Source organism: Burkholderia torrens (assembly GCF_984668525.1).
Map to the genome: position 1 here is coordinate 1,958,864 of NZ_OZ480211.1, position 20,985 is coordinate 1,979,848.

21 protein-coding genes are annotated in these 20,985 nt (G+C 62.4%); 9 read left to right on the top strand and 12 right to left on the bottom strand.

From position 1 onward, the window contains the following. Positions 1 to 21: 21 nt before the first annotated feature. Positions 22 to 1,116, bottom strand: coding sequence for a polyamine ABC transporter substrate-binding protein (locus tag AC5LXX_RS08960; RefSeq protein ID WP_493400805.1), 1,095 nt, complete (start codon positions 1,114 to 1,116; stop codon positions 22 to 24). Positions 1,117 to 1,510: 394 nt separating this feature from the next. On the opposite strand from AC5LXX_RS08960, the gene AC5LXX_RS08965 reads away from it, so the two are divergent. Further along, positions 1,511 to 1,714, top strand: a complete 204-nt coding sequence (locus tag AC5LXX_RS08965; protein ID WP_010095552.1) for a DUF1289 domain-containing protein — start codon at positions 1,511 to 1,513, stop codon at positions 1,712 to 1,714. A gap of 74 nt (positions 1,715 to 1,788) precedes the next feature. Here AC5LXX_RS08965 and AC5LXX_RS08970 read toward each other — a convergent pair whose 3' ends face one another. The 3 genes from AC5LXX_RS08970 to AC5LXX_RS08980 form a co-directional block, all read right to left on the bottom strand. After that, positions 1,789 to 2,430, bottom strand: a complete 642-nt coding sequence (locus AC5LXX_RS08970) for an OmpW/AlkL family protein (RefSeq protein WP_124451965.1) — start codon at positions 2,428 to 2,430, stop codon at positions 1,789 to 1,791. A gap of 65 nt (positions 2,431 to 2,495) precedes the next feature. Then, positions 2,496 to 3,686, bottom strand: a complete 1,191-nt coding sequence (locus tag AC5LXX_RS08975; protein WP_493409255.1) for an NAD(P)H-dependent flavin oxidoreductase — start codon at positions 3,684 to 3,686, stop codon at positions 2,496 to 2,498. 123 nt (positions 3,687 to 3,809) lie between these two features. After that, on the bottom strand, positions 3,810 to 5,246 hold the full coding sequence (locus tag AC5LXX_RS08980) for an aldehyde dehydrogenase family protein (protein WP_493409256.1): 1,437 nt from the start codon (positions 5,244 to 5,246) through the stop codon (positions 3,810 to 3,812). A gap of 124 nt (positions 5,247 to 5,370) precedes the next feature. Between AC5LXX_RS08980 and AC5LXX_RS08985 the strand changes: the two genes are divergently transcribed. Then, positions 5,371 to 6,129: a hypothetical protein gene (locus AC5LXX_RS08985; RefSeq protein WP_493409257.1), complete on the top strand. Its 759-nt coding sequence runs from the start codon at positions 5,371 to 5,373 to the stop codon at positions 6,127 to 6,129. 296 nt (positions 6,130 to 6,425) lie between these two features. Continuing rightward, entirely contained in the window at positions 6,426 to 6,791 is a 366-nt protein-coding gene (locus AC5LXX_RS08990; RefSeq protein WP_124451973.1) for a hypothetical protein, read from the top strand. Between the two features lie 153 nt (positions 6,792 to 6,944). Here AC5LXX_RS08990 and AC5LXX_RS08995 read toward each other — a convergent pair whose 3' ends face one another. Next, entirely contained in the window at positions 6,945 to 7,424 is a 480-nt protein-coding gene (locus tag AC5LXX_RS08995; protein ID WP_493400810.1) for a YjjA family protein, read from the bottom strand. Positions 7,425 to 7,812: 388 nt separating this feature from the next. Between AC5LXX_RS08995 and AC5LXX_RS09000 the strand changes: the two genes are divergently transcribed. Continuing rightward, positions 7,813 to 8,391 (top strand): polysaccharide deacetylase family protein, encoded by a 579-nt coding sequence (locus AC5LXX_RS09000; RefSeq protein WP_493409258.1) that lies wholly within the window; start codon positions 7,813 to 7,815, stop codon positions 8,389 to 8,391. Between the two features lie 12 nt (positions 8,392 to 8,403). Here the strand turns inward: AC5LXX_RS09000 and AC5LXX_RS09005 are convergent, their stop codons facing one another. Then, positions 8,404 to 9,396 carry a phosphotransferase gene (locus AC5LXX_RS09005; protein WP_493409259.1) on the bottom strand — a complete coding sequence of 331 codons (993 nt, stop codon included), beginning with the start codon at positions 9,394 to 9,396 and terminating at the stop codon, positions 8,404 to 8,406. Between AC5LXX_RS09005 and AC5LXX_RS09010 the strand changes: the two genes are divergently transcribed. Then, complete coding sequence (locus AC5LXX_RS09010) at positions 9,395 to 10,084, top strand: cephalosporin hydroxylase family protein (protein WP_493409260.1); 690 nt, start codon at positions 9,395 to 9,397, stop codon at positions 10,082 to 10,084. The two genes, AC5LXX_RS09005 and AC5LXX_RS09010, sit on opposite strands and share 2 nt — an antisense overlap. Here the strand turns inward: AC5LXX_RS09010 and AC5LXX_RS09015 are convergent. Genes AC5LXX_RS09015 through AC5LXX_RS09035 form a run of 5 tightly spaced genes read right to left on the bottom strand, consistent with a single transcriptional unit; the run spans position 10,041 to position 14,943 of the window. Beyond that, positions 10,041 to 11,246, bottom strand: coding sequence for a glycosyltransferase (locus AC5LXX_RS09015; RefSeq protein ID WP_493409261.1), 1,206 nt, complete (start codon positions 11,244 to 11,246; stop codon positions 10,041 to 10,043). The two genes, AC5LXX_RS09010 and AC5LXX_RS09015, sit on opposite strands and share 44 nt — an antisense overlap. A gap of 7 nt (positions 11,247 to 11,253) precedes the next feature. Further along, positions 11,254 to 12,321 (bottom strand): asparagine synthase-related protein, encoded by a 1,068-nt coding sequence (locus AC5LXX_RS09020; protein ID WP_493409262.1) that lies wholly within the window; start codon positions 12,319 to 12,321, stop codon positions 11,254 to 11,256. Further along, positions 12,318 to 13,196: a 4Fe-4S cluster-binding domain-containing protein gene (locus AC5LXX_RS09025; RefSeq protein ID WP_493409263.1), complete on the bottom strand. Its 879-nt coding sequence runs from the start codon at positions 13,194 to 13,196 to the stop codon at positions 12,318 to 12,320. The genes AC5LXX_RS09020 and AC5LXX_RS09025 overlap by 4 nt, the downstream gene beginning before the upstream one ends. A 1-nt stretch (position 13,197) precedes the next feature. Beyond that, entirely contained in the window at positions 13,198 to 14,193 is a 996-nt protein-coding gene (locus AC5LXX_RS09030; protein ID WP_493409264.1) for a phosphotransferase enzyme family protein, read from the bottom strand. After that, a complete protein-coding gene (locus AC5LXX_RS09035) occupies positions 14,194 to 14,943 on the bottom strand; it encodes an FkbM family methyltransferase (protein ID WP_493409265.1) in 750 nt (249 codons plus the stop codon). Between the two features lie 474 nt (positions 14,944 to 15,417). On the opposite strand from AC5LXX_RS09035, the gene AC5LXX_RS09040 reads away from it, so the two are divergent. After that, positions 15,418 to 16,254 carry a hypothetical protein gene (locus AC5LXX_RS09040; RefSeq protein WP_493409266.1) on the top strand — a complete coding sequence of 279 codons (837 nt, stop codon included), beginning with the start codon at positions 15,418 to 15,420 and terminating at the stop codon, positions 16,252 to 16,254. 309 nt (positions 16,255 to 16,563) lie between these two features. Next, positions 16,564 to 17,385, top strand: a complete 822-nt coding sequence (locus AC5LXX_RS09045) for a DUF3800 domain-containing protein (RefSeq protein WP_493409267.1) — start codon at positions 16,564 to 16,566, stop codon at positions 17,383 to 17,385. A gap of 272 nt (positions 17,386 to 17,657) precedes the next feature. Here the strand turns inward: AC5LXX_RS09045 and AC5LXX_RS09050 are convergent, their stop codons facing one another. Next, the gene (locus tag AC5LXX_RS09050) at positions 17,658 to 18,164 is read right to left on the bottom strand and encodes a hypothetical protein (RefSeq protein WP_493409268.1); all 507 of its coding nucleotides are present in this window, start codon (positions 18,162 to 18,164) and stop codon (positions 17,658 to 17,660) included. Positions 18,165 to 18,452: 288 nt separating this feature from the next. Between AC5LXX_RS09050 and AC5LXX_RS09055 the strand changes: the two genes are divergently transcribed. After that, positions 18,453 to 19,160: a DUF4145 domain-containing protein gene (locus AC5LXX_RS09055; protein ID WP_493409269.1), complete on the top strand. Its 708-nt coding sequence runs from the start codon at positions 18,453 to 18,455 to the stop codon at positions 19,158 to 19,160. 494 nt (positions 19,161 to 19,654) lie between these two features. Further along, positions 19,655 to 20,926, top strand: a complete 1,272-nt coding sequence (gene drt2, locus AC5LXX_RS09060; RefSeq protein WP_493409270.1) for an antiviral reverse transcriptase Drt2 — start codon at positions 19,655 to 19,657, stop codon at positions 20,924 to 20,926. Positions 20,927 to 20,985: the final 59 nt, after the last annotated feature.

Genomic DNA, 20,985 nt, shown 5'->3' on the forward strand with positions numbered 1-20,985 from the left:
GCTGGTTCACTTCGGCTGGCGTCAGCGGCCCGACTTCAGCTCGGTCCACAGACGCGTCTGCAGACGCTGGATTTCAGGCGGCAGCGGCTTGAGCAGGAACAGCGTCTTCACGACGTCGGCCGGCGGGTAGACGGCCGGGTCGTTCGCCACGTCGGGCCGCACGTACTTGCGGGCCTCGGCGTTGGCGCTCGGGTAGTACACCGCGTTCGTGATCGCCGCGTGCACCTTCGGATCCTCGATGTAGTTGATCCACTGCAGCGCGGCATCCTTGTTCTTCGCGTCCTTCGGGATCGCCATCACGTCGAACCACACCGGCGCGCCGCCCTTCGGAATGTAGTATTCGACCTTGTACGGCTTCTTCGCCTCGATCGCGCGATGCTTCGCGATCACGACGTCGCCCGACCAGCCGAACGCGAAGCAGATGTCGCCGCCGACCAGGTCGTTGATGTAGCCCGACGAGTTGAATTGCGTGATGTACGGACGGATCTTCTTCAGCACTTCCATCGCGGCCTTGTAGTCGGCCGGGTTCGTGCTCATCGGATCCTTGCCGATGTAGTGCAGCGTCGCCGCGAACATCTGGTCGGGCGCGTCGAGCACCGACACGCCGCAGCTCTTCAGCTTCGAGATGTTTTCCGGCTTGAACAGGATGTCCCAGTTGTCGAGCGGCACCTTGCCGAGCGCCTGCTGCGCCTTCGTCAGGTTGTACGCGAGACCGGTCGTGCCGTACGCCCAGGGCACCGAGTACTTGTTGCCCGGATCCGCGCCGGCGACGAGCGCCATCAGTTGCGGATCGAGATACTTGAGGTTCGGCAGCTTCGACTTGTCGAGCGGCGCGAAGATGCCGGCGGCGATCTGCTTGCCCGCGTAGTTGCTGGTCGGCACGACGATGTCGTAGCCCGAGCTGCCGGTCAGCAGCTTCGCCTGCAGCGTGTCGTCGCTGTCGTAGTTGTCGTAGCGGACCTTCACGCCCGCCTGCTTCTCGAAGTTCGGGATCGTGTCCTTCGCAATGTAGTCCGACCAGTTATAGACATTGAGCTGCGTATCCTTCGCCGCTGCCGCCGACGCACCCACGCACAGCGCGAGCGCTGCGAACCGGCCCACTACCTTTGCTTTCATCCCGTTCTCCCTCCGGCCGGACGCGTTGCCCGGCTGCCGTCTGCCTCGTCATGGCGGCGCATTCTGGCGCGCCGCCCCTCGAAAACCCCGAAAACTACCATCATTCGCGCCCCGTCACAAAAAAATCATGCCGGTGTCGCGCAAACGGAACAGATTCCCGCCGCCGGCCCGTCGGGCCGCCCGTGCGACGGGGCGCTCCGGGGGAATTCTATCGGGTAATCGGCGTCTGTCCACCGGGAAAAACAGGCGGCGGCGAAACCGCGTTCACGTTCCGGCCGCGCAGCCGGACAGTCGTGCGTGCGCACCCGGACAGCATGCCGGCCGGCGCCGCCCGACCCGGCGGCCGCGATGCATTAAAATGGCGGTTGACGATTCAACTGCGCGAACCCTTCCGATGGCCTCCAATCTCCACGACCTGCCCGACAGCCCCTGCATCGGCGTGTGCTCGACCCTCTTCGACGAAGTCTGCAAGGGTTGCGGCCGCACGGCCGCCGAAGTGTCGAACTGGGTGTTCCTGAGCGACGACGAAAAGCGTGCGGTGTGGGAGCGCATCTCGCGCGAAGGCACCGCGATGCGCTTTCAGTACGACAAGCTGTAAATCCGCCGGACATAAAAAAAGCGGCATGCCGACCGCCATGCCGCCAACCCCAACTCTGTTCTTTTCCTGCCGCGTCAGAACTTCATCCCGACGCCCACGCCGACGATCAGCGGATCGATGTGCAGCGTGCCGATGCCCTTGTCGCCCAGCGTCGCATCGGTACTCATCCAGATCTTCTTCACGTCGACGTTCATGAACACCTTCTTCGTCAGCTGCACGTCCACGCCGAACTGCAGCGCGGGGCCAAAGCTGCTCTTGTTGATCGACACGCCTTCCCCGCCGACGTTCAGCCCGTTGTTGTAGAAGTACGTGTAGTTCAACCCGGCGCCGACGTACGGACGCACCTTGCCCGCATGGTTGAAGTGATACTGCAGCAGCAGCGTCGGCGGCAGCACGCCCACGCCGCCGAGATTGCCGAGGCTCGACGTCAACTGGTGCCGCGACGTGCCGAGGATCAGCTCGACACCAAGGTAGTCGCGGATCATGTACGTGAAGTCGAGCTCCGGCACGATCGCGTTGTTCACGCCCGTGTTGATTGCGCCGAGCGTGTCGCTCGCGCGCTCGTTCGGCTGGATGCTGATCGCGCGAAGCCGAACCAGTACGTCACCCTGATTGATGCCGTCGCCCGGCGATGCCGCGTGCGACAGCGAAGGCATCGCGAGAAGACTCGCCGCGAGAGCGGCAGCGGTGACACAAGTTCGAATCGTTTTATGCATGGTACGGACCCCCAAAGAATGGTTTCCATTCTCCCTGTAGGGTCTTTTCGCCATCTTGATATTCATCAAGCCAGCGTAAACGTGGGACGGTTTGCCGCAGGCTCGGTCGCATTGCCGGTCAGCAGCAGGTCGAGCAGATCGCGCACGCTGCGGATCGCACGGCCGAACGGCAACGCTTCGCGGCCGCGGAAGAACAGCCCGTTCGCGACGTCGCCGCGCAGCGCCGCCGCGAGCCGCGTGTCGATGCAGAAGTGGCCGAACTTCTCGATGCCGTCGCGCAGGCCGCATACGCTCAGGCATTCGAGCGCGGTCGGGCAGCGCTGCTTCAGCGCGCCGAGCTTGGTGCGGATGCGCGTCTCGTTGCGCAGGTAACGATCGAGCCACGGCGTCTTCACCGCGCGTGCGGGCAGCCCCGTCACGCTGACGAATTCGACGATGTCGTCGGGCGTCGCGTCGGCCAGCACGCGCTTGAAGTGCGGATGCGCATCGCCTTCTTCCGTCACCGCGAACGGCGTACCGACCTGTACGCCGTTCGCGCCGGCCGCGAATGCCGCGCGCACCGTGTCGTGACTGTTGACGCCGCCCGCAACGATCAGCGGAATCGTTTCGCGTTCGAGACCGAGCGACGCCATCACCTGCGCGGTCTCGTCGAGCACGCGTGCAAAGTCGAAACGGTGATCGTGCATGTCGTCGATCTGCGTGACGCCGAGGTGGCCGCCCGCATGCGCCGGATGCTCGATCACGATCGCATCGGGCAGGCGCCCTTTCTTCATCCACTTCTTCAGCACCAGCGCGATCCCGCGGCTGTCCGACAGGATCGGGATCAGCGCGATGTCGTGCCCTTGCGTGAGGTCGGGCAGATCGAGCGGCAGACCCGCGCCCATCACGATCGCGTCCGCGCCCTCGTCGCACGCGACTCGCACGTAGTCGGCGTGCGCGCTCACCGCCTTCATCACGTTGACCGCGATCATGCCGCGCCCTTCACTGTAAGTCTTCGCGAGACGGATCTCGCGCGCGAGCGCCTCGAGGTTCGCGGCTTCGAGCGTCGCGCGATCGGGTTGCGCGCGGCAGCGGGCGAGCAGGTCCGCGTGATGGTGGCGCAAGTCGATGCTCGCGATCGTGCCGACCGCGCCTTCGCGCGCGACGCTGCCGGCCAGCCGGTGCGCGGAGATGCCGACGCCCATGCCGCCCTGCACGACGGGCAGCAAGGTGCGGCCGCGAATCGTCAGCGGCGGAAAGGAAGTGCGTACGGTCATCTGAAACCTCGTCGGAACATCGGAACCGCGATGATCGACGATCCACCGACGCGCACCTTGACGGCCGTCAATAAAGAAACGGCACGCGAGCGTGCCGTTTCCCTTTCATGCCACGAGAAGCGCTCAGGCGGGCTTCGCCGGCTTCAACTGCATCGACTTGTACTCGAGATACTCTTCGAGCCCGTACACGCCGTTCTCGCGGCCGTGCCCCGACTGCTTGTAGCCGCCGAACGGCGCGGCCATGTTCCACGTGCCGCCGTTGATGTCGACCTGCCCCGTGCGGATGCGGCGCGCGACGCGCATCGCGCGTTCGTCGCTGCCGGCCCACACCGCGCCGCCGAGCCCGTACGGCGAATCGTTCGCGATGCGCACGGCCTCGTCTTCATCGCGATACGTAATGATCGACAGCACCGGCCCGAAGATCTCTTCCTGCGCGATCGTCGATTTCGGATCGACGCGGCCAAACACGGTCGGCTTCACGAAGAAGCCCTTCGCCAGTCCTTCCGGCAGGCCCGTGCCGCCCGTCACGAGTTCCGCGCCTTCGTCGATGCCGCGCTGGATGTACGCCTGCACGCGCTGCTGCTGCACGGCCGACGCGAGTGCGCCGAGGCGCGTCGCGTCCTGCCGCGGATCGCCCGCGACGTACGTTTCGGCCGCCGCTTTCGCGATCGCGCGCGCTTCGTCGTAGCGTGCCTCCGGCACCAGCATCCGGGTGTGTGCCGAGCAAGTCTGTCCCGCGTTCAGGTAGCACGCGTTGACCGTACCCTTCACGGCCGTCGCGAAATCGGCGTCGTCCAGGATCACCGACGCCGACTTGCCGCCCAGCTCCAGCGCGACGCGCTTGACGCCCGCGGCCGCCAGCTCGGCCACACGCTTGCCCGCGCGCGTCGAGCCCGTGAACGACACCATGTCTACGTCCGGATCGGTGGCCAGCACTTCGCCGACGACCGGCCCGTAGCCGCACACGAGGTTGAACACCCCGGCCGGCAGCCCGGCTTCGTGAATCGCTTCGGCGAGCATGAACGCGTTGAGCGGCGCGACTTCAGACGGCTTCAGGACCACCGTGCAGCCGGCCGCGAGCGCCGGCGCGACCTTCAGCGTGACCTGGTTCAGCGGGTAGTTCCACGGCGTGATTGCCGCGACCACGCCGACCGGCTCGCGCACGACGAGCGAGTTGCCGACCTGTGCCTCGAATTCGAACGACTCGGCGAGCTTCGCGTACGCCTTCCAGTTGTAGATCGGGCCGCCGACCTGGATCGCGCGCGACAGCTTGATCGGCATTCCGACTTCGCCGGTGATCGATTGCGCGAGTTCCTCGCTGCGCGCCTGCAGATGCTCGACGATCTTGCGCAGGTAGCCCGCGCGCGTCGCGGGCGGCGTAGCCGCCCATGCATCGAAGGCCGCGCGCGCCGCGCGGATCGCGTCTTGTGCGTCGGCTGCGACGCCTTCGGGAATCCGCCCGATCACGGCCTCGGTGCCCGAGTCGATCACATCGATCGTGCCGGTTCCGGCCGGTTTGCGCCATGCGCCGTCGATGTAGAACTGGTCGTAGATTTTCATCGTTTTCCGCCTCCAGGAAAGCCGACATTCTAGCGAGCGTTCCGGTCGGCCGGCGTGACGATTGACAGCCATTCGAAAGGACCTTAGCCTCGGCGCCTCATTCATCATAAGAAAGGAGAATGCCTTGAGCATCCTGACCAAAATCGAGGGCGGCTATCTTCAGGTACTGCGCGTGATCGTGCTGCTGTTCGCGACCGCCGTGCTGATCGGCGGGGTCATTTTCGGCGCGGTCGCACTCGACGCGCGCCTGTCGAAGCCGCAGAAAGTCGAATCGGCCGTCCAGGTCGATCCCGCATCGTTCGCGTGGGAGAACGACGCACCCGCCAAGGCCGCGCCGGCCGCCGGCGGCGCCGCCAGGGACGACAGCACATCGCCCGCGCTGCGCCTGTCGACGCAGTTGTCCGCCATCGTGCAGAAGCACGGCCGCGCGGCCCTGTCGCCCGACTACGCGGTCGACCGCGACGCGTACGAGCCGTCGTTCCAGCGCGTGCTCGGCGACGACGACCACCCGGATATCGGCTACTTCGAGCAGCAGATCGCGTATCTCGACAAGGTGCTGTCGCGCACCGACGTCGCAGCCGGCGTGAAGAAGAAGGTCACCGCACACGGCGACGAGTATGCGCGCGAGCAGGCGTACACCGACATCGTGTCGGCCGTCATGCGCGATTTCTCCGAGCGCTACGACGCACGCCGTACCGCGATCGAGAACGAGAAGAAGGCCGCGGAAGACACGGCCGCCGAGAACGGCCAGACCGCGCGCTACGCCGGCGCCGCCGCGCTCGTCGCGCTGTATTCGTTCGTGTCGCTGGCGGTGCTGATCATCCTGATCCGCGTCGAGCGCAGCATCCGCTCGATCGCGCGCGCCACGCACACGCCGACCTGAACCCCGCACGCCGGCGGCCCGCCCGCCGGGCTGAGGCGGGCCCGACGACGGGCCCGCTTCGCGGCGAAAGCGGCCGCGCACGGCCGCCCGTTGCTGCACTTTCGCGCACTTTCCGTTCCCGCTCCCCCTTCCTCTGCCGCCGGCCGTGAACGCGCGCGCCGCGTCCGTCTCGCCGCCGCCACGTCAGCATCCATCCGGGTGCGCGGGCGGGCCCGCATCGTGCTATGTTTTTATTATCGGCACCGGCCCATTGCAACCGGCGCCGCCCGGAATCGACGCATTTCGTGAGCGCTGCCATGACCGACGCACCCCATCTCCTCGGCTCGCAAGATCGCCTTGAACTGCTTTGCTGGCTCACCTGCGGCAACCTCGGCGCGTTTTACCTCAACGAATCGTGGCCGGACGCCGCGTTCCAGGTCCAGGCCGCGCACCGCTGGCTCGACCGCCATCACCGCCAGGCCGACTGGCTCGCGGTCGCGAAGCTCGCGGCGTTGGCGCAGGACATCGCGAAGCGGCACGCGGGGTTCGTCGACGCGTCGTGGGCGCGCGACGCAGTCGAGGAAATCGTCGATACCGACGATCTCGACTACCGCGCGAAACTCGTGCAATGGGTGTACGAAGACTGCTGCAAGGCGCTCGCGGACAAGCGGCTGGCCGATTGAGCCGACCATCGCGCCGCGTGCGCGCGGCCGCGGCATCGCTTTGCGCGATGGTCCTTCGGCCGCGCCGGACGTCGCAGTCTGAATAGCTGACGCGGTACGGTGCACGCGCGCCGCCCGCTCCGGCGCCGGCACGCACGTGGCGTGCCGCTGCGCTTACAGCAACGACTTCGCCTGCGTCAGCACCTTGTCGCAGATCTGCCTGGTCACCTGCTGCTTCAGCCCGCCGCCGCTCAGGTCGAGCTTGCCGCCGTTGCCGGCGTCGAGGATCCCGCTCGCGCCGCTCGTATAGCCGCTGTCCGACGACGCATTGCCGCCGAGCTTGCCCATCAGCGCGTCCTTCACCGACGCTGCGCCGCCGCCGGACGCGCCGCCGAGATAGTTGTTCTGGATGCAGAACTGCAGCAGGCCCGCGACGTTGCCGGTGCTGCCCGGTGTCAGCGACGCACCGCCGCCGCCCGTCAGCGCGCCGCCGAGGCCGCCGAGGTTGCCGAGCGCACCGCCCGCGCTGCCGCCCGAATCGCCGCCGCCGACCTGTTTCAGGACATCGCCAAGCTGCGCATGGGCCACCGAAAACGGTGCGAGCAATCCGATCAGCGCGCCGGCAACGGTCGCGCGGCATAGACGTGCATTCATGTGAAGCCTCCCGGTTGTGACTGAGTGAGTGCCGCGAATCGCATCCAAGGATACTCAATCGACCCGTGCGTGACAGCCTTCACGCATGGGCTGAAACGTCAGGCATCGTGATATCGCGGCGATTTGACAATGCTTGACGGCGTGCCGGCCGGCATCGCAGGCTCGGCATGCGATCGAAAGCGCGAACCGACGATCGTCATCCCGTCTCGCCGGCGCACATGAAGCGTCTTAGAATCATCGTCGCCGGCCGTTCGGACCCTCCGGCCCGATCTCAACCTCGACCATGAAGGATGCTCGCGTGGCGCTCGCCTATGGATTACTACTGATCGCCCGCGTCGGCACGTGTCCGCTGGCCATCGAGCCGGTTCAGTGAGCGACGGGTCGATCCATGCCATCCATTCACCTCAGCTTCGACGACGGCCCCGGCCCGTCGACACCTGCGTTGCTCGACGTCCTGCGCGACGCATCGTGCAAGGCAACCTTCTTCCTGCTCGGTAAAAATCTGGCGGGCGCACTCGACGTCGCCGCGAGAATCGCGCGCGAAGGCCACCGGCTCGGCAATCACACTCATTCGCACGCAAGGCCGGGCGCCCTGGCGGACGACGCACTGATCGACGAGATCGAAGCGACCGACGCGCTGATCCGCGATGCCTGTCGCATGGCCGGCGTGGCCGCGCCGGACGCGATCCCGCTGCGTCTTCCCTACGGGCTGATGCCGCAGGACGATCGCGCCGGCGTGCTGGCGCGAGTGCAGCGCGAACACACGGGCTGGACCGCGATACTGGACGACTGGCGGCGCCCTGCGCCGTCGCCGCAGGCGCTGTTCGACGCGATGTGCGCGCATGTCGACGCCAGCCTGGCGAAGCATCGCGACGTGCTGTTCTGCATGCACGACGGGTCACGACATGGCGAAGCGCGGCCCAACACCGTCGAAGCCGTACGACTGTTCCTGAATCGGCAGGACTGAAGCCGCGGCCGGTCAGATTCCCGGTGCCGCGCTGTCCAGCAACTGCCGCCAGCCACCGAGAAAGCCGATGCCGGGCCCCGGCACCCACAAGCCGCGCTGTGCGGCTTCCAGATGAATCAGCGTCTGGTCCGCGCAGAACAGCATCGTCAACGCATCGCGATTGGTGCGCATCCAGCCCGGCACAGCATCGGACCGCATCGCCGCATAGGCAAGCAAGCCGGCCTCCCATCGCGGCGCCTCGAACACGAAGCGATCGTCCCGGCCCGCATCACGCGACAGCGCGAACAGCGCAAAGGCCGCCTCGAGCCACTGCGCACCCTGCCCCGCATCGTCGAAATCCAGCACGCCGCTCACCGCGTGCCCGACATACAGCAGGTTGCCCGCGTGATAGTCGCCGTGCAGCCAGTGCACCGGCCCTGTCAGCCAGTGCGCGGCGGCATCGAGATGCGCGCCGATCCGCTCGATCGCCGTGGTGTAATCGCCGCTCAGGTCGCACGGCAGCGACGGCATCGAGCGCGACGCCACGCGCGCATGGCGCGCCGACAGCCACGCCAGCGGCGTCGATGCGTTCACGGGTATCGCGGCCAGTGCCGCATGCAGGTGTGCCAGCGCGCGCATCGCATCGATCGCCCCCGCGTGAGCGTCATGCGGCAGGCCGGGCTGGCCGTCGATATGTTCGAACAGGTGCAGCCAGCGTCCATCGTCGACCTGCACGCCGGATTGCGCATCGACGGTCGGCCGCAGCCGTGGCAGCGCGGGCAATATCGGCCCCGTGCGCGAATCGCCGAGACGACCGAGTATCGACGCCTCGCGATGCACCTGCTCGACCGGCTTGCCGGGCCACGACACGCGGAGCACCGCGCGCCCCGCATCGCACTCGACGAGATACGTTTTGTTAGTATGGCCCGATGCCAGCGCGTGCACGCGTGCCGGCACGATGTTCCAGTACCGGCGAAGCCACGGTTCCAGCGTTTTCACGTCACTCCTACTTGTTGCATTGACCATGTCAGAGCGTCCTTCGGCCCGCATGCGGGACATCAATATCGAATGGCTGACGCGCGCTGCCGAATTCGACCATCTGTTCCAGACGCGCTGGCTCGGCGAGCGCTTCTTCCATCTGCCCGGCGACATGCTCGCGCTCCAGGAACTGATCTGGCGCGAGCGCCCCGACTGCATCGTGCAGACCGGCATCGCGGCGGGCGGCGGCGTCGTGTTCTCCGCGTCGATGCTGGAACTGGCCGGCGAACACGGCCGCGTCGTCGCGATCGAACCGCGCCTGCGCGATGAAGTCAGGCAGCGCCTGCAATCGCACCGGCTCGCCCATCGCATGACGCTGATCGAAGGCGATTCGTGCGCAGCCGGCACGCTCGCGTCGGTACGCGCGCAGATCGGCGACGGCGCGCGCGTGATGGCGATCCTCGACCTCACGCATACGCACGCGCACGTGCTGCGCGAACTCGAATGCTATGCGCCGCTCGTGACGCCCGGCAGCTACGCGATCGTGATGGATACGATCATGGAGTATCTGCCCGCGTCGATGTTCGACGGCAAGCCTTACGGCCGCGGCAACAATCCGGCGACGGCCGCGCGTGAATTTCTCGCGCGCGACGACCGGTTCGAAGCCGACACCGACATCGAGGACCGCGTGCTCATGACGCTGTCGCCAGGCGGTTTCCTGAAGCGAGTGCGCTGATCAGGCGCGCAGCCTCCGCCGAGCCGTCGCGCGCGTAGCTGTCGCGGATGCGCGCCGCGTGCTCGCGCAGCGAACCGGGACGCAACAGGCGTTCGAGCGCATCGGCAATCGCCGCGACGCCGGCCTGCTGCAGATCGAGCACGCACCCCGTGCCGGCCCGCTCGACGAAGTGCGCCGAATGGAACTGGTCGTTGCAGAACGGCGACAGCAGCATCGGCACGCCGCACGCGAGCGACTCCATCACCGAATTCGCGCCACCGTGGCTGACGAACGCGTGCGTGTGCCGCAGCAGCGCCAGTTGCGGCGCATAACGCACGGCGATCACACGCCCGTCGGCGGCCGGCAAGAGGTTCGAATCGACCAGTTCGCCCACCGACAGCACCAGTTGCGCCGACGTCGCGCGCGTCGCGTCGATCACCTTCGCGAACAGGTCCGGGTGGTAGTAAAGCTGGCTGCCGAGCGACATGTAGACGAGCGGGCGAGCGGCGTCGATCCGCTCCCACGGGAACGCCGTCTCGTCGCCGCGCGGGCCCGACGGCATCGCGGGGCCGACCAGCTCGACACCCGGCGGCGGCGCACCGACCAGCGCGTCGGTCGTGAACGCGAGCGTTAGGTGCGGCGACAGGACATCGCAACCGCGAAAGCGCGCATCGAGCCCGTAGCGTGCAAACAGATCGGCACGTTCCGGCGCGAGCCATCGCACCGTGCGCAACAGTTCCGAATCGAGATCGTCCGGCAGCACCGGATTCAGCGAATTCGACATCGACACCCACGGCAGCCCTTCCAGTTCGGCGGCAATCGCGGCCGCATAAAGCAGCGGATCGATCACGACCACGTCGGGCCGCCAGTCGCGCAGCACCGCGCGGATGCCATCCACCTGCGACGGTGCCAGGTCCATCAGCAGCGTACGGATCCAGTGCCGCAGCCAGCCGGCGTCGCGAATGTTCGCGGCGAAGCTCGCACCGCGCGACAGGTCGTGGCGCTCAGGTGTCTCGCGCGGCCCGACGAACGCGAAGTCGCCGGCGCCGGCCAGCTGTGCGCTGATGTCGGCCGGCGCGTAGAACGCGACGTCGCAGCCCGCGGCACGCAGGTGCTGGGCCGGACCGATGCACGGATTGACGTGGCCCTTCTCGGGCACCACGCAGAACAGGATGCGTTTCATGAGCAGTTCAGCTTGGGCGATGCACGGCATCGACGTGAAGGTGCGCGAGATGATCGAGGATCAACACCAGCGTCGCCCACAACACGCGTTCGGTATCGGCCTGCAGCGTGGGCGCGGCAAGCCCGAGCGTGTCGGCCAGCGCATGCGTGCGGTCGCGATCGAGCAGCACGCCGAGATCCATCGCCGGCGCGAGCCGCCCGCGCTTGGGGCCGTGCACCAGACGATCGGGCAGGTTCAGCCGCGCACCGAGATCGCGCAGGCATTGCTTGTCCGGGTCGGGCGCGATGCTCGTCAGATGGGCGACGACGGCCGCATCGACGAACGGCGGATGCAGGTCGACCGACGCCGCATCGAACAACGCGTGGCACAGCGGCAGATAATTGGCCGACTGGTCGCGGCGCAACACCTGATCCGCGCCGTCGCCGGTAATCGCGACCTCGACGCCGTCTGCCGCCATCGCCTCGGCCAGCAACAGCTTCGCGACCGGATGCAGGTTGAACATCGGTTCCTCGACCGCGTGAGTCGTTCTCGGCAGCGCCGCGACGAAATCGGCCTCGTTCGCGCGCACGATTTTCACGTTCGCCTGCATCTGCATGGCGAGTTCGAGCGCCGCGTCGAGTTCGCAGTAGTCGGGCATGTCGGTCGCGAGGATGTAGGCCGTCACGTGCCGCAATGCGCCGAGCTCGCGCAGCAACGCGAGCAGCAGCGCGGAATCGAGCCCGCCGCTCAGCGCCAGCGCGACGCGCTTGCCGCTGTCGAGCGCGCGTTGCAGCGACGCGCGCAGCACGGCGTCCAGGTCGGCGTGCTGCGGCCGTTCCGGCGACGGCTGCACCGTCAGCCCTTCCGGCGAACGGATCAGCGCGTGCCCAGGCGGCACCGCGAGCACGTCGCGCAGCACGGTGCGGCCGACGAGACGCTCGCCGCTCAGGTAGCCCGCGATGGCGGCCGTGTCCGGCGCACCGGCCGGTTGTTCCGCCGCGCGCAGCGTGGCGCGAATGCCGGACGCCGACACGCCGCCGCGCGGATGGTAGTGCAGACGATCGAAACCGAACGGGTCGCGCGTGCCGACGATCATGGATAACGAGCCTTCAAGGTGTCCACTTCAATGCGTTTCAGGATGCGATGCGGCGCCACCGGCGCGCTGCCGCCCTGGCAATGCAGGCACGCTTCGAGCGGCGCCTCGCGTTGCAGATACGCGAGCATCGCGTCGAGCATGCCTGCGTCGTCGCGCAGCGGCAGGCCGTCGGCCTGAAAATCCTTCTCGCCCTTGTAGAGCGTATGGAAATGCGCGGGACGCGTGCACGTGTAGAACATGCCGTCGCGAATCATATGGCAGCGCTCGCGGATCCAGCAATCGTGATACAGGCGCTGCGCTTCGTCGCGGTCCGTGCCGGGCTGCGCGCGATTCATCGTCGTGAACACGTCCTGCACCTTCCAGTTCAGGCGCACGTCGAAACGCGCAGCCTGGTGTTCGACATGCGCGATCAGGTCGGGTGAAAGCCCCGGCTTCGGATAGCGCGAGATCGTCAGCGCATCCACCGCCTGCCAGAACGCGTCGGGCATCTCGCCGAGCTTCAGCCCGTTCGTCGTGACGGAGATCACCGGCGCAATGCCCGTCGCGCGCACGCGTTCGATCAGTTCGACGAGCGCCGGATGCAGCAGCGGTTCGCCGCCGACCAGCTTGAACATGCGCGGGCTCAACACTTTCGCGGCCTTGCGCAGATCGGCCTCGATCGACTCGGGGCGTGCATGCCACTCGGGCAACAGCGGCGACAGCGAGCAGCATTCCGCGCAGGTCAGGTTGCAGTGATCGACGATATGCGCTTCCAGCGAGCGCGTCCGGATGCGGCCGTTTTCGACGCGGTAGTCGCGATCGAGGGGCGGCGGAAAGACATGCTGCCGCTCGCCGGACGGCGACGGATTCGGGATCTTGTTCGGATTCGCACTCACTTCAGGTTCCTGCTTCCACGCAACGGGAAAAGAAATCGACGAGACGCTCGCGCGCATCCACCATCGCTGACGCCATCGTCACCGCGCCGTTCAGCTGCGACGCGAAGCGCGACGGATCGTCGAGCCAGCCTTGCACGACCCACAGCTTGAGCGCGTGCTGCAGGCACGCGGCATCGACCGCCCATGCGATGCATGCGGGATTCACCGGCCGTACGCGCCGGTATCCGCGCACGAACGCTTCCGCCAGCTGCGGCGCTTCCAGCGGCAGATGGTTCAGACACCGCACCAGTTCGTACTCGCGCGGCGCGCCGATCGACGCTTCCCAGTCGAGGATCAACGGCGGCAGCGTGCCCGTGAACAGATAGTTGAACTGGTTGTAGTCGTTGTGAATCGGGTGCTGCGGATCGTCGGCGGGAAACGCGTCGATGCTGCCCGGATAGTAGCGGTCGAGCATGCGCAGCGCGAGATCGACATAGCGGCGCAGGTTCGCGGCGCTGTCGTTCGAGCCTGCGCGATTCAGCGCGTCGAGCAGGCTGCCGCGCACGGCATCGGCGTCGATCGCGGTCAGCCGCGCGCGGATCGTGTCGAGCGACGGCAGATGCAGGTGTTCGAGGCTCAGATGCAACGCGGCCAGACTCGCACCGAGTGCATCCCATTCGGCCGGCGAGAACGTATCGTAGGTCCTGAACTGCCCGGCTTCCCAGCGCGTCACCATCGCGTGCGAACCCTGCCCCGTCCACAGCGGTTCGCCGGACGTCGTGCGCTTCAGCGTCTGCACATGGAATCGGGGATCGCCGTGCGTTTCCAGATGAGCGAGGACGGCGGCTTCCTTGGCCGCGCGTGCATGGTGTCCGGACGCGTAGAGCTTGACCGCCACATCGCCGCCGCTGTCGGTCGACAGATGCCACACGCGTTCGCTGATCCGGCGCGGCGCCTTGCCCCGGCCGAGCGCGTAGGCATCGCGAATCTCGTCGAAGGTGGCTGCAAGCGTGCCCATTCAGATGTGCTCGGCCGGCCCGTGCCGATACGGATGACCGGTCAGGAACGTGTTGTGCCCGACGTAGCGCAGCTTGTACATCGCCGGCCGGAACAGCACCGAAGGATCGTTGTTCGCGATGCCGAGCAGCGGATACAGGTCCTGCCGCACGAAGAACGCGTTGTTGCCCATGTCGTCGCAGCAGACGAGTTCATAGCCCTTCTGCCGGCCGAGATGCACGAGCGATTCGAGGCTCGCGCCGTAATAGGTCGAGCCGTCCCATTCGTGGTCCGGGTTGAAGCACATGACCCAGCGTTCGGGCGGCGTGTAGTACGGGTTGTATTCGATCACGACGATGCGCGGCTGGAACGCCTGCAGGCCGCGCCAGACCCAGTAGTCGTTGCCGTCGATGTCGATCGACAGCAGGTCGAAGTCGGTCGGTAAGTTCGCCTCGGCGAGCAGTTGGTCAACCGTGTCGGGCTGGACGCGGTCGTGGTGCAGGCGCACGCGCTCCACACCTGCGTAGTGCGCGGCCAGCTTGCCGAACCGGTACGCGCTGCCTTCCACCAGCACGCCGGCCCAATCCTGCTCGCGCAGCAGCCGTGCGGTGTTGCTGTTGCGCAGACCGTCGCTCGCGCCGATATCGACGCAGAAGCGGTTGGTCGGTGTAATCCGCTCCATCAGGCGCGACAGGATGGCCTCCTCGGTGCCCTGCGCGTACAGGCTTGGCGCAAGGCCGGACAGGTCGAGCGGGAGAGGATGGTCCGGCATCGAGGGCGGCTCCGGGATGAAATGGGGAATGATGGGGGCGTTGGGTGGGTAATTTACCTGAAGTCGATTAAGCAGAGGAAACGGGAATGCGCGGCGCTGGCGGGCGTCGACATGATGCGGAAATGAAAAAGCCCGCCAAGTAAAACCTGGCGGGCCTCCCGGATACATCAGATCGGGTACGACTCAGGACACTTACTCCTGCCCCTGACTCGTCAGGAACTCCTCGTAATTCCCGCCGAAGTCGAACAGCGTGCCGTCTGAAGGGCCTGACCTGCGGCATGAGGCCATCTCGATAAGGGATTCAACATAACGGAGCCTGCAGCTATCGGCGAGCATGGGATCTTCAGATGCTCAAACACCCACTGCCCCAGTAGCCTTCCGCTATAGCTCGACCGGAGTTTTAGCCGAATTTTGCAGCTGCTACGGCATTAATCTGACAAAAACCAGAAGTCATGAAACAATGAACACTCACGCATGACCCCGAAAAATAGCGTACCCATGAAAACCACCCCAAACAACGCAAAAAAAACCATCGTCTCGATAAACGAAATAATAACCATAATTGACGACAACGGAAAACTTAGAATACGCCCCATCCTGCATTACTGGATTAGAAACGCCCTACCAGTAGTTCTTCCATCCCTAATTCTAGGTGGACTTTCAAATTTCGGAAATGATGCATGGCATAAGCTGACCCTGGACTCGATAGGAGAGAAATATACAACCAATACATCTCTCCTCATTCTCAGCTATGCAATATTGGCAATCGTTGCTGTGACGCCCCTTGCCGCCTTGCTTAGCACAGTATTCAACGCAAGAAAATCGGCAACGTGCCTAGCAAAATGGGGAGTCTTCAAACCACTATCGTGGGCCACAAACCTGATAATCACAACAACCACGGCAGCGATATTTTTCGAATTAGCACGATCAACGATTACATGGAAATTCTTCTTTGCAACCCTGATGATGATATTTTATATTTCATTGATTTATGGGTTTGTGATGATTTCCGCTTACTTTTCATGCATTAGAGCATGGATGCCCGGAGGCGTACAAAAAGTCCGTGACAATATAATTTTCTGGGCCACATATACTGCGATCGCCTTCGTTACGATTTCTGACTTCACCTGCCGATACTTCGTACACGGCGTATGCAACACATGTCAGTTTCTACAATCCTATTACGCGAACCTGGAAGGGTTCTCAATTATCTCACTTGGTATTTTGATATTAGGGCTGGCAATCATTCAGTGGGTTTCAAAAAAATCGCAGCCAACTTTCTTACCGACGCCCTCCACATATGAAGACTGAGCATGAACTAACGATATCCAGACTCGCCGCTCCAATATACGTGAAGCCAAGAAAATTTATCAATCTTTCCATAAATACCTCCTGAAAGCAGTAACCTCTGGTATGAAAAATGGCGTTGGTGACAGGTAGACGAAAGCATTTCTTCAAAATTGACATTCGAAGTGCTAATTGAATTGTTGCCCACGCTTCTTCGCATTGACTATTTTTTCACTAGAATCGATGCTGGCGCCATGCCAGCCGATCTCGAGAATTTGTGATTATAATGGGATAGCACTCAGTGGCATACAACACCGACAAGGAACAATTGCCATGTACCTCCTATACTGTGATGAGACCAACTTCAAAAAAGTGCCAGGCGACTTCTTCGTTTACGGTGGAGTCGCAATTGACACCGAGAAGGCCATAGATTTGTCAAATGAATTGATGGACATACGACGGCGATTCGGGGTTCCCTCCGACTTTCTAGTAAAGTTCAACCCCGGCCCAGAAAAAATGTCACATGAAAATTTTATTAAATTCAAACAAGCCATCATAGGCGCAGCAGTAAAATTCGACGTAAAGTTGCTAGTCAACCTACTACTACACGACATCGCAACATCGTCGGATGATGCGCGACGGAATGGAATCAACACCCTCTGCTATCATTTTGATTGTTTTTTACACCGCCCTAAAGTGGCAGGTCTTGTACTGATCGATAGATTCACGGATAAACAACTTGACGATCAGCTTCGCGAAAAGCTTGCAATTGGCCTTACTGGGAAGCTACCGTATAGCAGCACGATGCAGATCAAGTTCATTATCGGATATCACATTGCCGCTATCGGGCAGGCGCATTTTTGCAGCTTAGTTGATGTGGTGATTGGGTCCTTGCGATTTGCTATCAATGCATTCACACAAGGAAAGCGGGAGCACGAGGCGTCGGCTGCTGCGATTCTCCAACAACTCTCCCCGCTATTTTTTCGGGAGCTGGACCGATCCAGGGACGATAACCCAGTCCACGCCATCAGTCTGTGGTTCAGCCCCAAAGAGGTGAAGGCAAAGAAGTACCGCGACAACTACTTGTCCCTCCGCAACTATCTGCAGGCCAACGGTATAGCAATCGCCCAAAACCTAGACGCCGCCGAGCGTTAGTCGTGGGGCTCAACGGTGCGCCCTACATCTCCCGGCCGCCCGTACATGCCTAAAACGCCTCAGGATAGATCGATACAGTTCTCGACCCACTTTTCGCCATAGACCGGCTGAACGACGTGCTCGGCCTCGCACGTCAGGTCCACGGCCCGCTGTATATTTGCGGCAACGTCAAGTAATAAACCCGCGGCCTGTAACATATCTGCAACATTACCGGCCGTTTCATATGTGGCTCCAGAAGTTTACGCGCCGGGAGTGCCACGCTTTAGCACACGTTATCGATAGTCCGCTCCTTCAAAATACTCCCGGTATACGCCGAGTACGGCGCCGAACGCGTCACGCAGCCATACGGGCTCTCCGTCCACGTCGAGGATGAGGTACTCAGTCCGGAGCCGGTCTCCTACGCGCGAAACTCCAGCGAAAAAGCCACTCTTGATTCTTTTCGCGTATGCCGGCCTCGTTTTACCGTCCAGCATGCGATGCTTGGCGTTGTTGGCAGCACTGACAACTGCTCGGAACGCTTCGAGGCTGTGGATCTTGAGAACTAGCGCCTCCTCTGCCGAGCGCTCAGCCGCAGCCTTGGTGGCAAGTTTTTCCCTAACGCTTTCCTTCGTCCCATTCTTGACCAGCCAATCAAGCAAGTGGAACAGTGTCACCGAAACCAGAAACGCGTTCAGGGGCGTTTGCGCTGCATAGAACGCCCTGTACTGTTCACAGGCGAGCCCATAGAGGTCGCCGGCCGAAAGATCAAAGAAGCCCTCCGCAGGGAAGCGCTGCTCCATATTCACTTATCTCATGATGATTGCTAGTGAACCGCAATGATAGGCCGAAGGCGTAGAAAAGAAAAAGCCGGGAATCCCTCCCCGGCCTCTCTTGCTGAACCATTTCGTCACGCTGTGTCGCTGGCCTGTTTCCGTTTGAGTTACTGATAAAGCGTCTCGCGACTAACCCCTAAGTCCCTCGCGATGGCACCTGACAGTCAGACTAGGGTGCACCTAAAAATGACATATGGCGTCCTTGGTGGCCTCTCTTGCACAATGACAGCGAGACCAACAGACACCGGTTAGGACATGGCAACGATAAAAGAGAATGGGCAGCTAATCGCAAATTGCCCTGCGTGCGGTGGGGCGCTGTCATCGTATTTGACGGGTGATAACCGCATGGGCGAGTACGGGCAAATTTACCGCCCTGTCGATGACTACAGCTCTCAGGTGTACCGGCTGGTTAGATGCTCCAACTGCGGCTCTGGCGCATTGGCCACCTTCCTGTCTCATCAGAACGAACCCGCTATGGAGTTGTTGGATTTTTATCCAGAAGCCGACGAAATGCAGCAGCCCCTACCCAAAGATGTCCCTGAGGGAATTGTGCGGGAGTTCCGTGAGGGTGAATCCTGCGCGAACGCTGGGTGCTACCGCGCCGCAGCCGCTATGTTTCGCTCGGTCCTAGACAAGGCCCTCCGAGCCAGCGGCTACAAGATCAAGAAAGGCACCCCACTGGACCAGCAAATAGACCTAGCTGCGGCCGATGGTGTGATTACTGCTGCGCGGAAGAAGCGCGCGCATGAAGAAATTCGGACCCTGGGGAACTATGTCCTACACGAGCCTTGGCGCGTGGTCTCTCTAAATGAAGTGAACACCGCCAGAGAGTACGCGGCGCGGCTGCTGCATGACCTATACGATGATCGGGAGACCGTCCTGGCCGTGCTCAAAGAGAAGGGGCGTATCCCTGAGGAAGCCATGCTAGACAACAGCGATGACGCCGAAGAGGCCCCCGCCTAATGAGATGCGCGCGCCCGCATCAAGGTATCGCGCGGGTTACCTGATGCGCGTCAGAGGGGCTGCGCGTGACGCTGCCCGCGCGTGTAGAAACGGGAGGGACACCGGGGGGATTTTCGCGGCGGGACTTTATCAGATGCCCTCTCGAAAATTTGCCAAAAACAATTGCGCCTTTCGCTGTCCACTCTTGCGAAACAGAAGCACCTCCTTTATATTAAAGGGGCTCATCGGATTTGCCGGTGAGGAAAGTGACAGGTTGTCAAGCCACGCGAATCCGCTCCATGAGCTGAGACGCAACGCGGACAACACGTAGAACAGGACTTCCGTCATACGGACCTCTACGATGATACTGCCATGATACTGCATTTCTAACATTTAGCGGCCAAAGCTCAGTTTTCGGACTGAGTGAGATAATGTGAAGAACATTGTTGTATATCCGGGGAGGCGGTTATTGGAATGCCGCCAACCATCGCCTCCCCGGTTTGCTAGGTATATCGATGAGCGAACCAGTCGAGTGGTTTAAGCGCCGAAGATATTTGCACTTTGACTTACCAACCAGTGAACCTGCTGCGGTCGCAATCGCCGGAAATCCATCTATAGTCGCACGTCACGCCTTCTATCCGTTTATCCAATTCACGGTCAAAAGCCGAAAAGTGAAATGGGACAAGCTGACTAAGCGCCTAGTGACGACCGAGAAGGAACGTCCGGTCAGTTATGCATCGCACGTCGATAGCCACATCTACGCTTGCTACGCCTCGATATTAAGCCAACGCTACGAAGATTACCTCAAAGAAGTTGGGTACCAGTCTTCCGTGCTCGCTTTTCGGAAACTCGGAAAGAGTAACATTGAATTTGCAAAAGACGCGTTCGACGCCATTAAAGAAATGGGAAGCGCTGATGTCATTGCGGCCGACATCAGCGATTTCTTTGGAAGTCTAAATCACAAAATTCTGAAAGCCAGTTGGGCGAAAATCCTCAAAACCAATGAATTACCCAGCGATCACTACAACGTTTTCAAGTCACTCACTCGCTTTACCTGGGTAGATAAAACCAATCTATACAAAGCCCTAGGAATTTCGATTTACAACCCTAGGGGCTCAGGTACTCGCATTTGTACACCAGAAATATTTCGCTCCGTTGTCCGCAAGCTCGGCCTTATTCAACGAAACGCAGCAGATAAAGGGATCCCTCAAGGTTCCCCCATTAGCGCCCTGCTGTCTAATATTTACATGACCGACTTTGATCAAGCGCTGTGGACTTCCATCGCGTCAATGGGCGGAAAATACTTCCGATACTGCGACGACATGCTAATCATTGCGCCGGAAGGAAAAGGTAAGGAATTTATGCAGCTCGCTCGCGAGCTTGCGGACCTATACGCACTCCCCCTACACCCGAAGAAGACTGAGGAGAGATTCTTCACATCAAGCTCAGGAAAGCTGCTTGCCGATAAGCCACTTCAATACCTCGGATTTGTCTTCGACGGGCAGCAAGTATCGCTTCGCTCAGCGTCGCTCGCTCGTTATTCAGACCGCATGAGAAGAGGCGTCCGCCTAGCGCGAGTGACCATGCATGCCCGCAACACTCTTCGCGTAGAACGCGGCGAAAGCCCAAGACCCCTATACAAAGGCAAACTGTATCGACGGTATTCATACCTTGGGCGTCGAAACTTTGTATCCTATGCGATACGCGCAGCAAATATTCTGGACGAAAAGGCTATAAAGCGGCAGATAAAACCGCTCTGGAAACGGTTACGCAGCCAGATGAAGTGAATAAGTTCTCGACTAGCCCCACAAAAAGGCCCACACCGACAATCTATCGATGTGGGCCT

Bases quoted from the DNA above. Each gene is read 5' to 3' on its own strand.
- AC5LXX_RS09045 (WP_493409267.1), top strand. From the start codon at position 16,564: ATGTACCTCCTATACTGTGATGAGACCAACTTCAAAAAAGTGCCAGGC.
- AC5LXX_RS08965 (WP_010095552.1), top strand. From the start codon at position 1,511: ATGGCCTCCAATCTCCACGACCTGCCCGACAGCCCCTGCATCGGCGTG.
- AC5LXX_RS09040 (WP_493409266.1), top strand. From the start codon at position 15,418: ATGACCCCGAAAAATAGCGTACCCATGAAAACCACCCCAAACAACGCA.
- AC5LXX_RS09030 (WP_493409264.1), bottom strand. From the start codon at position 14,193: ATGGGCACGCTTGCAGCCACCTTCGACGAGATTCGCGATGCCTACGCG.
- AC5LXX_RS08975 (WP_493409255.1), bottom strand. From the start codon at position 3,686: ATGACCGTACGCACTTCCTTTCCGCCGCTGACGATTCGCGGCCGCACC.
- AC5LXX_RS08960 (WP_493400805.1), bottom strand. From the start codon at position 1,116: ATGAAAGCAAAGGTAGTGGGCCGGTTCGCAGCGCTCGCGCTGTGCGTG.
- AC5LXX_RS08995 (WP_493400810.1), bottom strand. From the start codon at position 7,424: ATGAATGCACGTCTATGCCGCGCGACCGTTGCCGGCGCGCTGATCGGA.
- AC5LXX_RS09015 (WP_493409261.1), bottom strand. From the start codon at position 11,246: ATGAAACGCATCCTGTTCTGCGTGGTGCCCGAGAAGGGCCACGTCAAT.
- AC5LXX_RS08980 (WP_493409256.1), bottom strand. From the start codon at position 5,246: ATGAAAATCTACGACCAGTTCTACATCGACGGCGCATGGCGCAAACCG.
- AC5LXX_RS08970 (WP_124451965.1), bottom strand. From the start codon at position 2,430: ATGCATAAAACGATTCGAACTTGTGTCACCGCTGCCGCTCTCGCGGCG.
- AC5LXX_RS09020 (WP_493409262.1), bottom strand. From the start codon at position 12,321: ATGATCGTCGGCACGCGCGACCCGTTCGGTTTCGATCGTCTGCACTAC.
- AC5LXX_RS09010 (WP_493409260.1), top strand. From the start codon at position 9,395: ATGTCAGAGCGTCCTTCGGCCCGCATGCGGGACATCAATATCGAATGG.
- drt2 (WP_493409270.1), top strand. From the start codon at position 19,655: ATGAGCGAACCAGTCGAGTGGTTTAAGCGCCGAAGATATTTGCACTTT.
- AC5LXX_RS09035 (WP_493409265.1), bottom strand. From the start codon at position 14,943: ATGCCGGACCATCCTCTCCCGCTCGACCTGTCCGGCCTTGCGCCAAGC.
- AC5LXX_RS08990 (WP_124451973.1), top strand. From the start codon at position 6,426: ATGACCGACGCACCCCATCTCCTCGGCTCGCAAGATCGCCTTGAACTG.
- AC5LXX_RS09000 (WP_493409258.1), top strand. From the start codon at position 7,813: ATGCCATCCATTCACCTCAGCTTCGACGACGGCCCCGGCCCGTCGACA.
- AC5LXX_RS09050 (WP_493409268.1), bottom strand. From the start codon at position 18,164: ATGGAGCAGCGCTTCCCTGCGGAGGGCTTCTTTGATCTTTCGGCCGGC.
- AC5LXX_RS09005 (WP_493409259.1), bottom strand. From the start codon at position 9,396: ATGGTCAATGCAACAAGTAGGAGTGACGTGAAAACGCTGGAACCGTGG.
- AC5LXX_RS09055 (WP_493409269.1), top strand. From the start codon at position 18,453: ATGGCAACGATAAAAGAGAATGGGCAGCTAATCGCAAATTGCCCTGCG.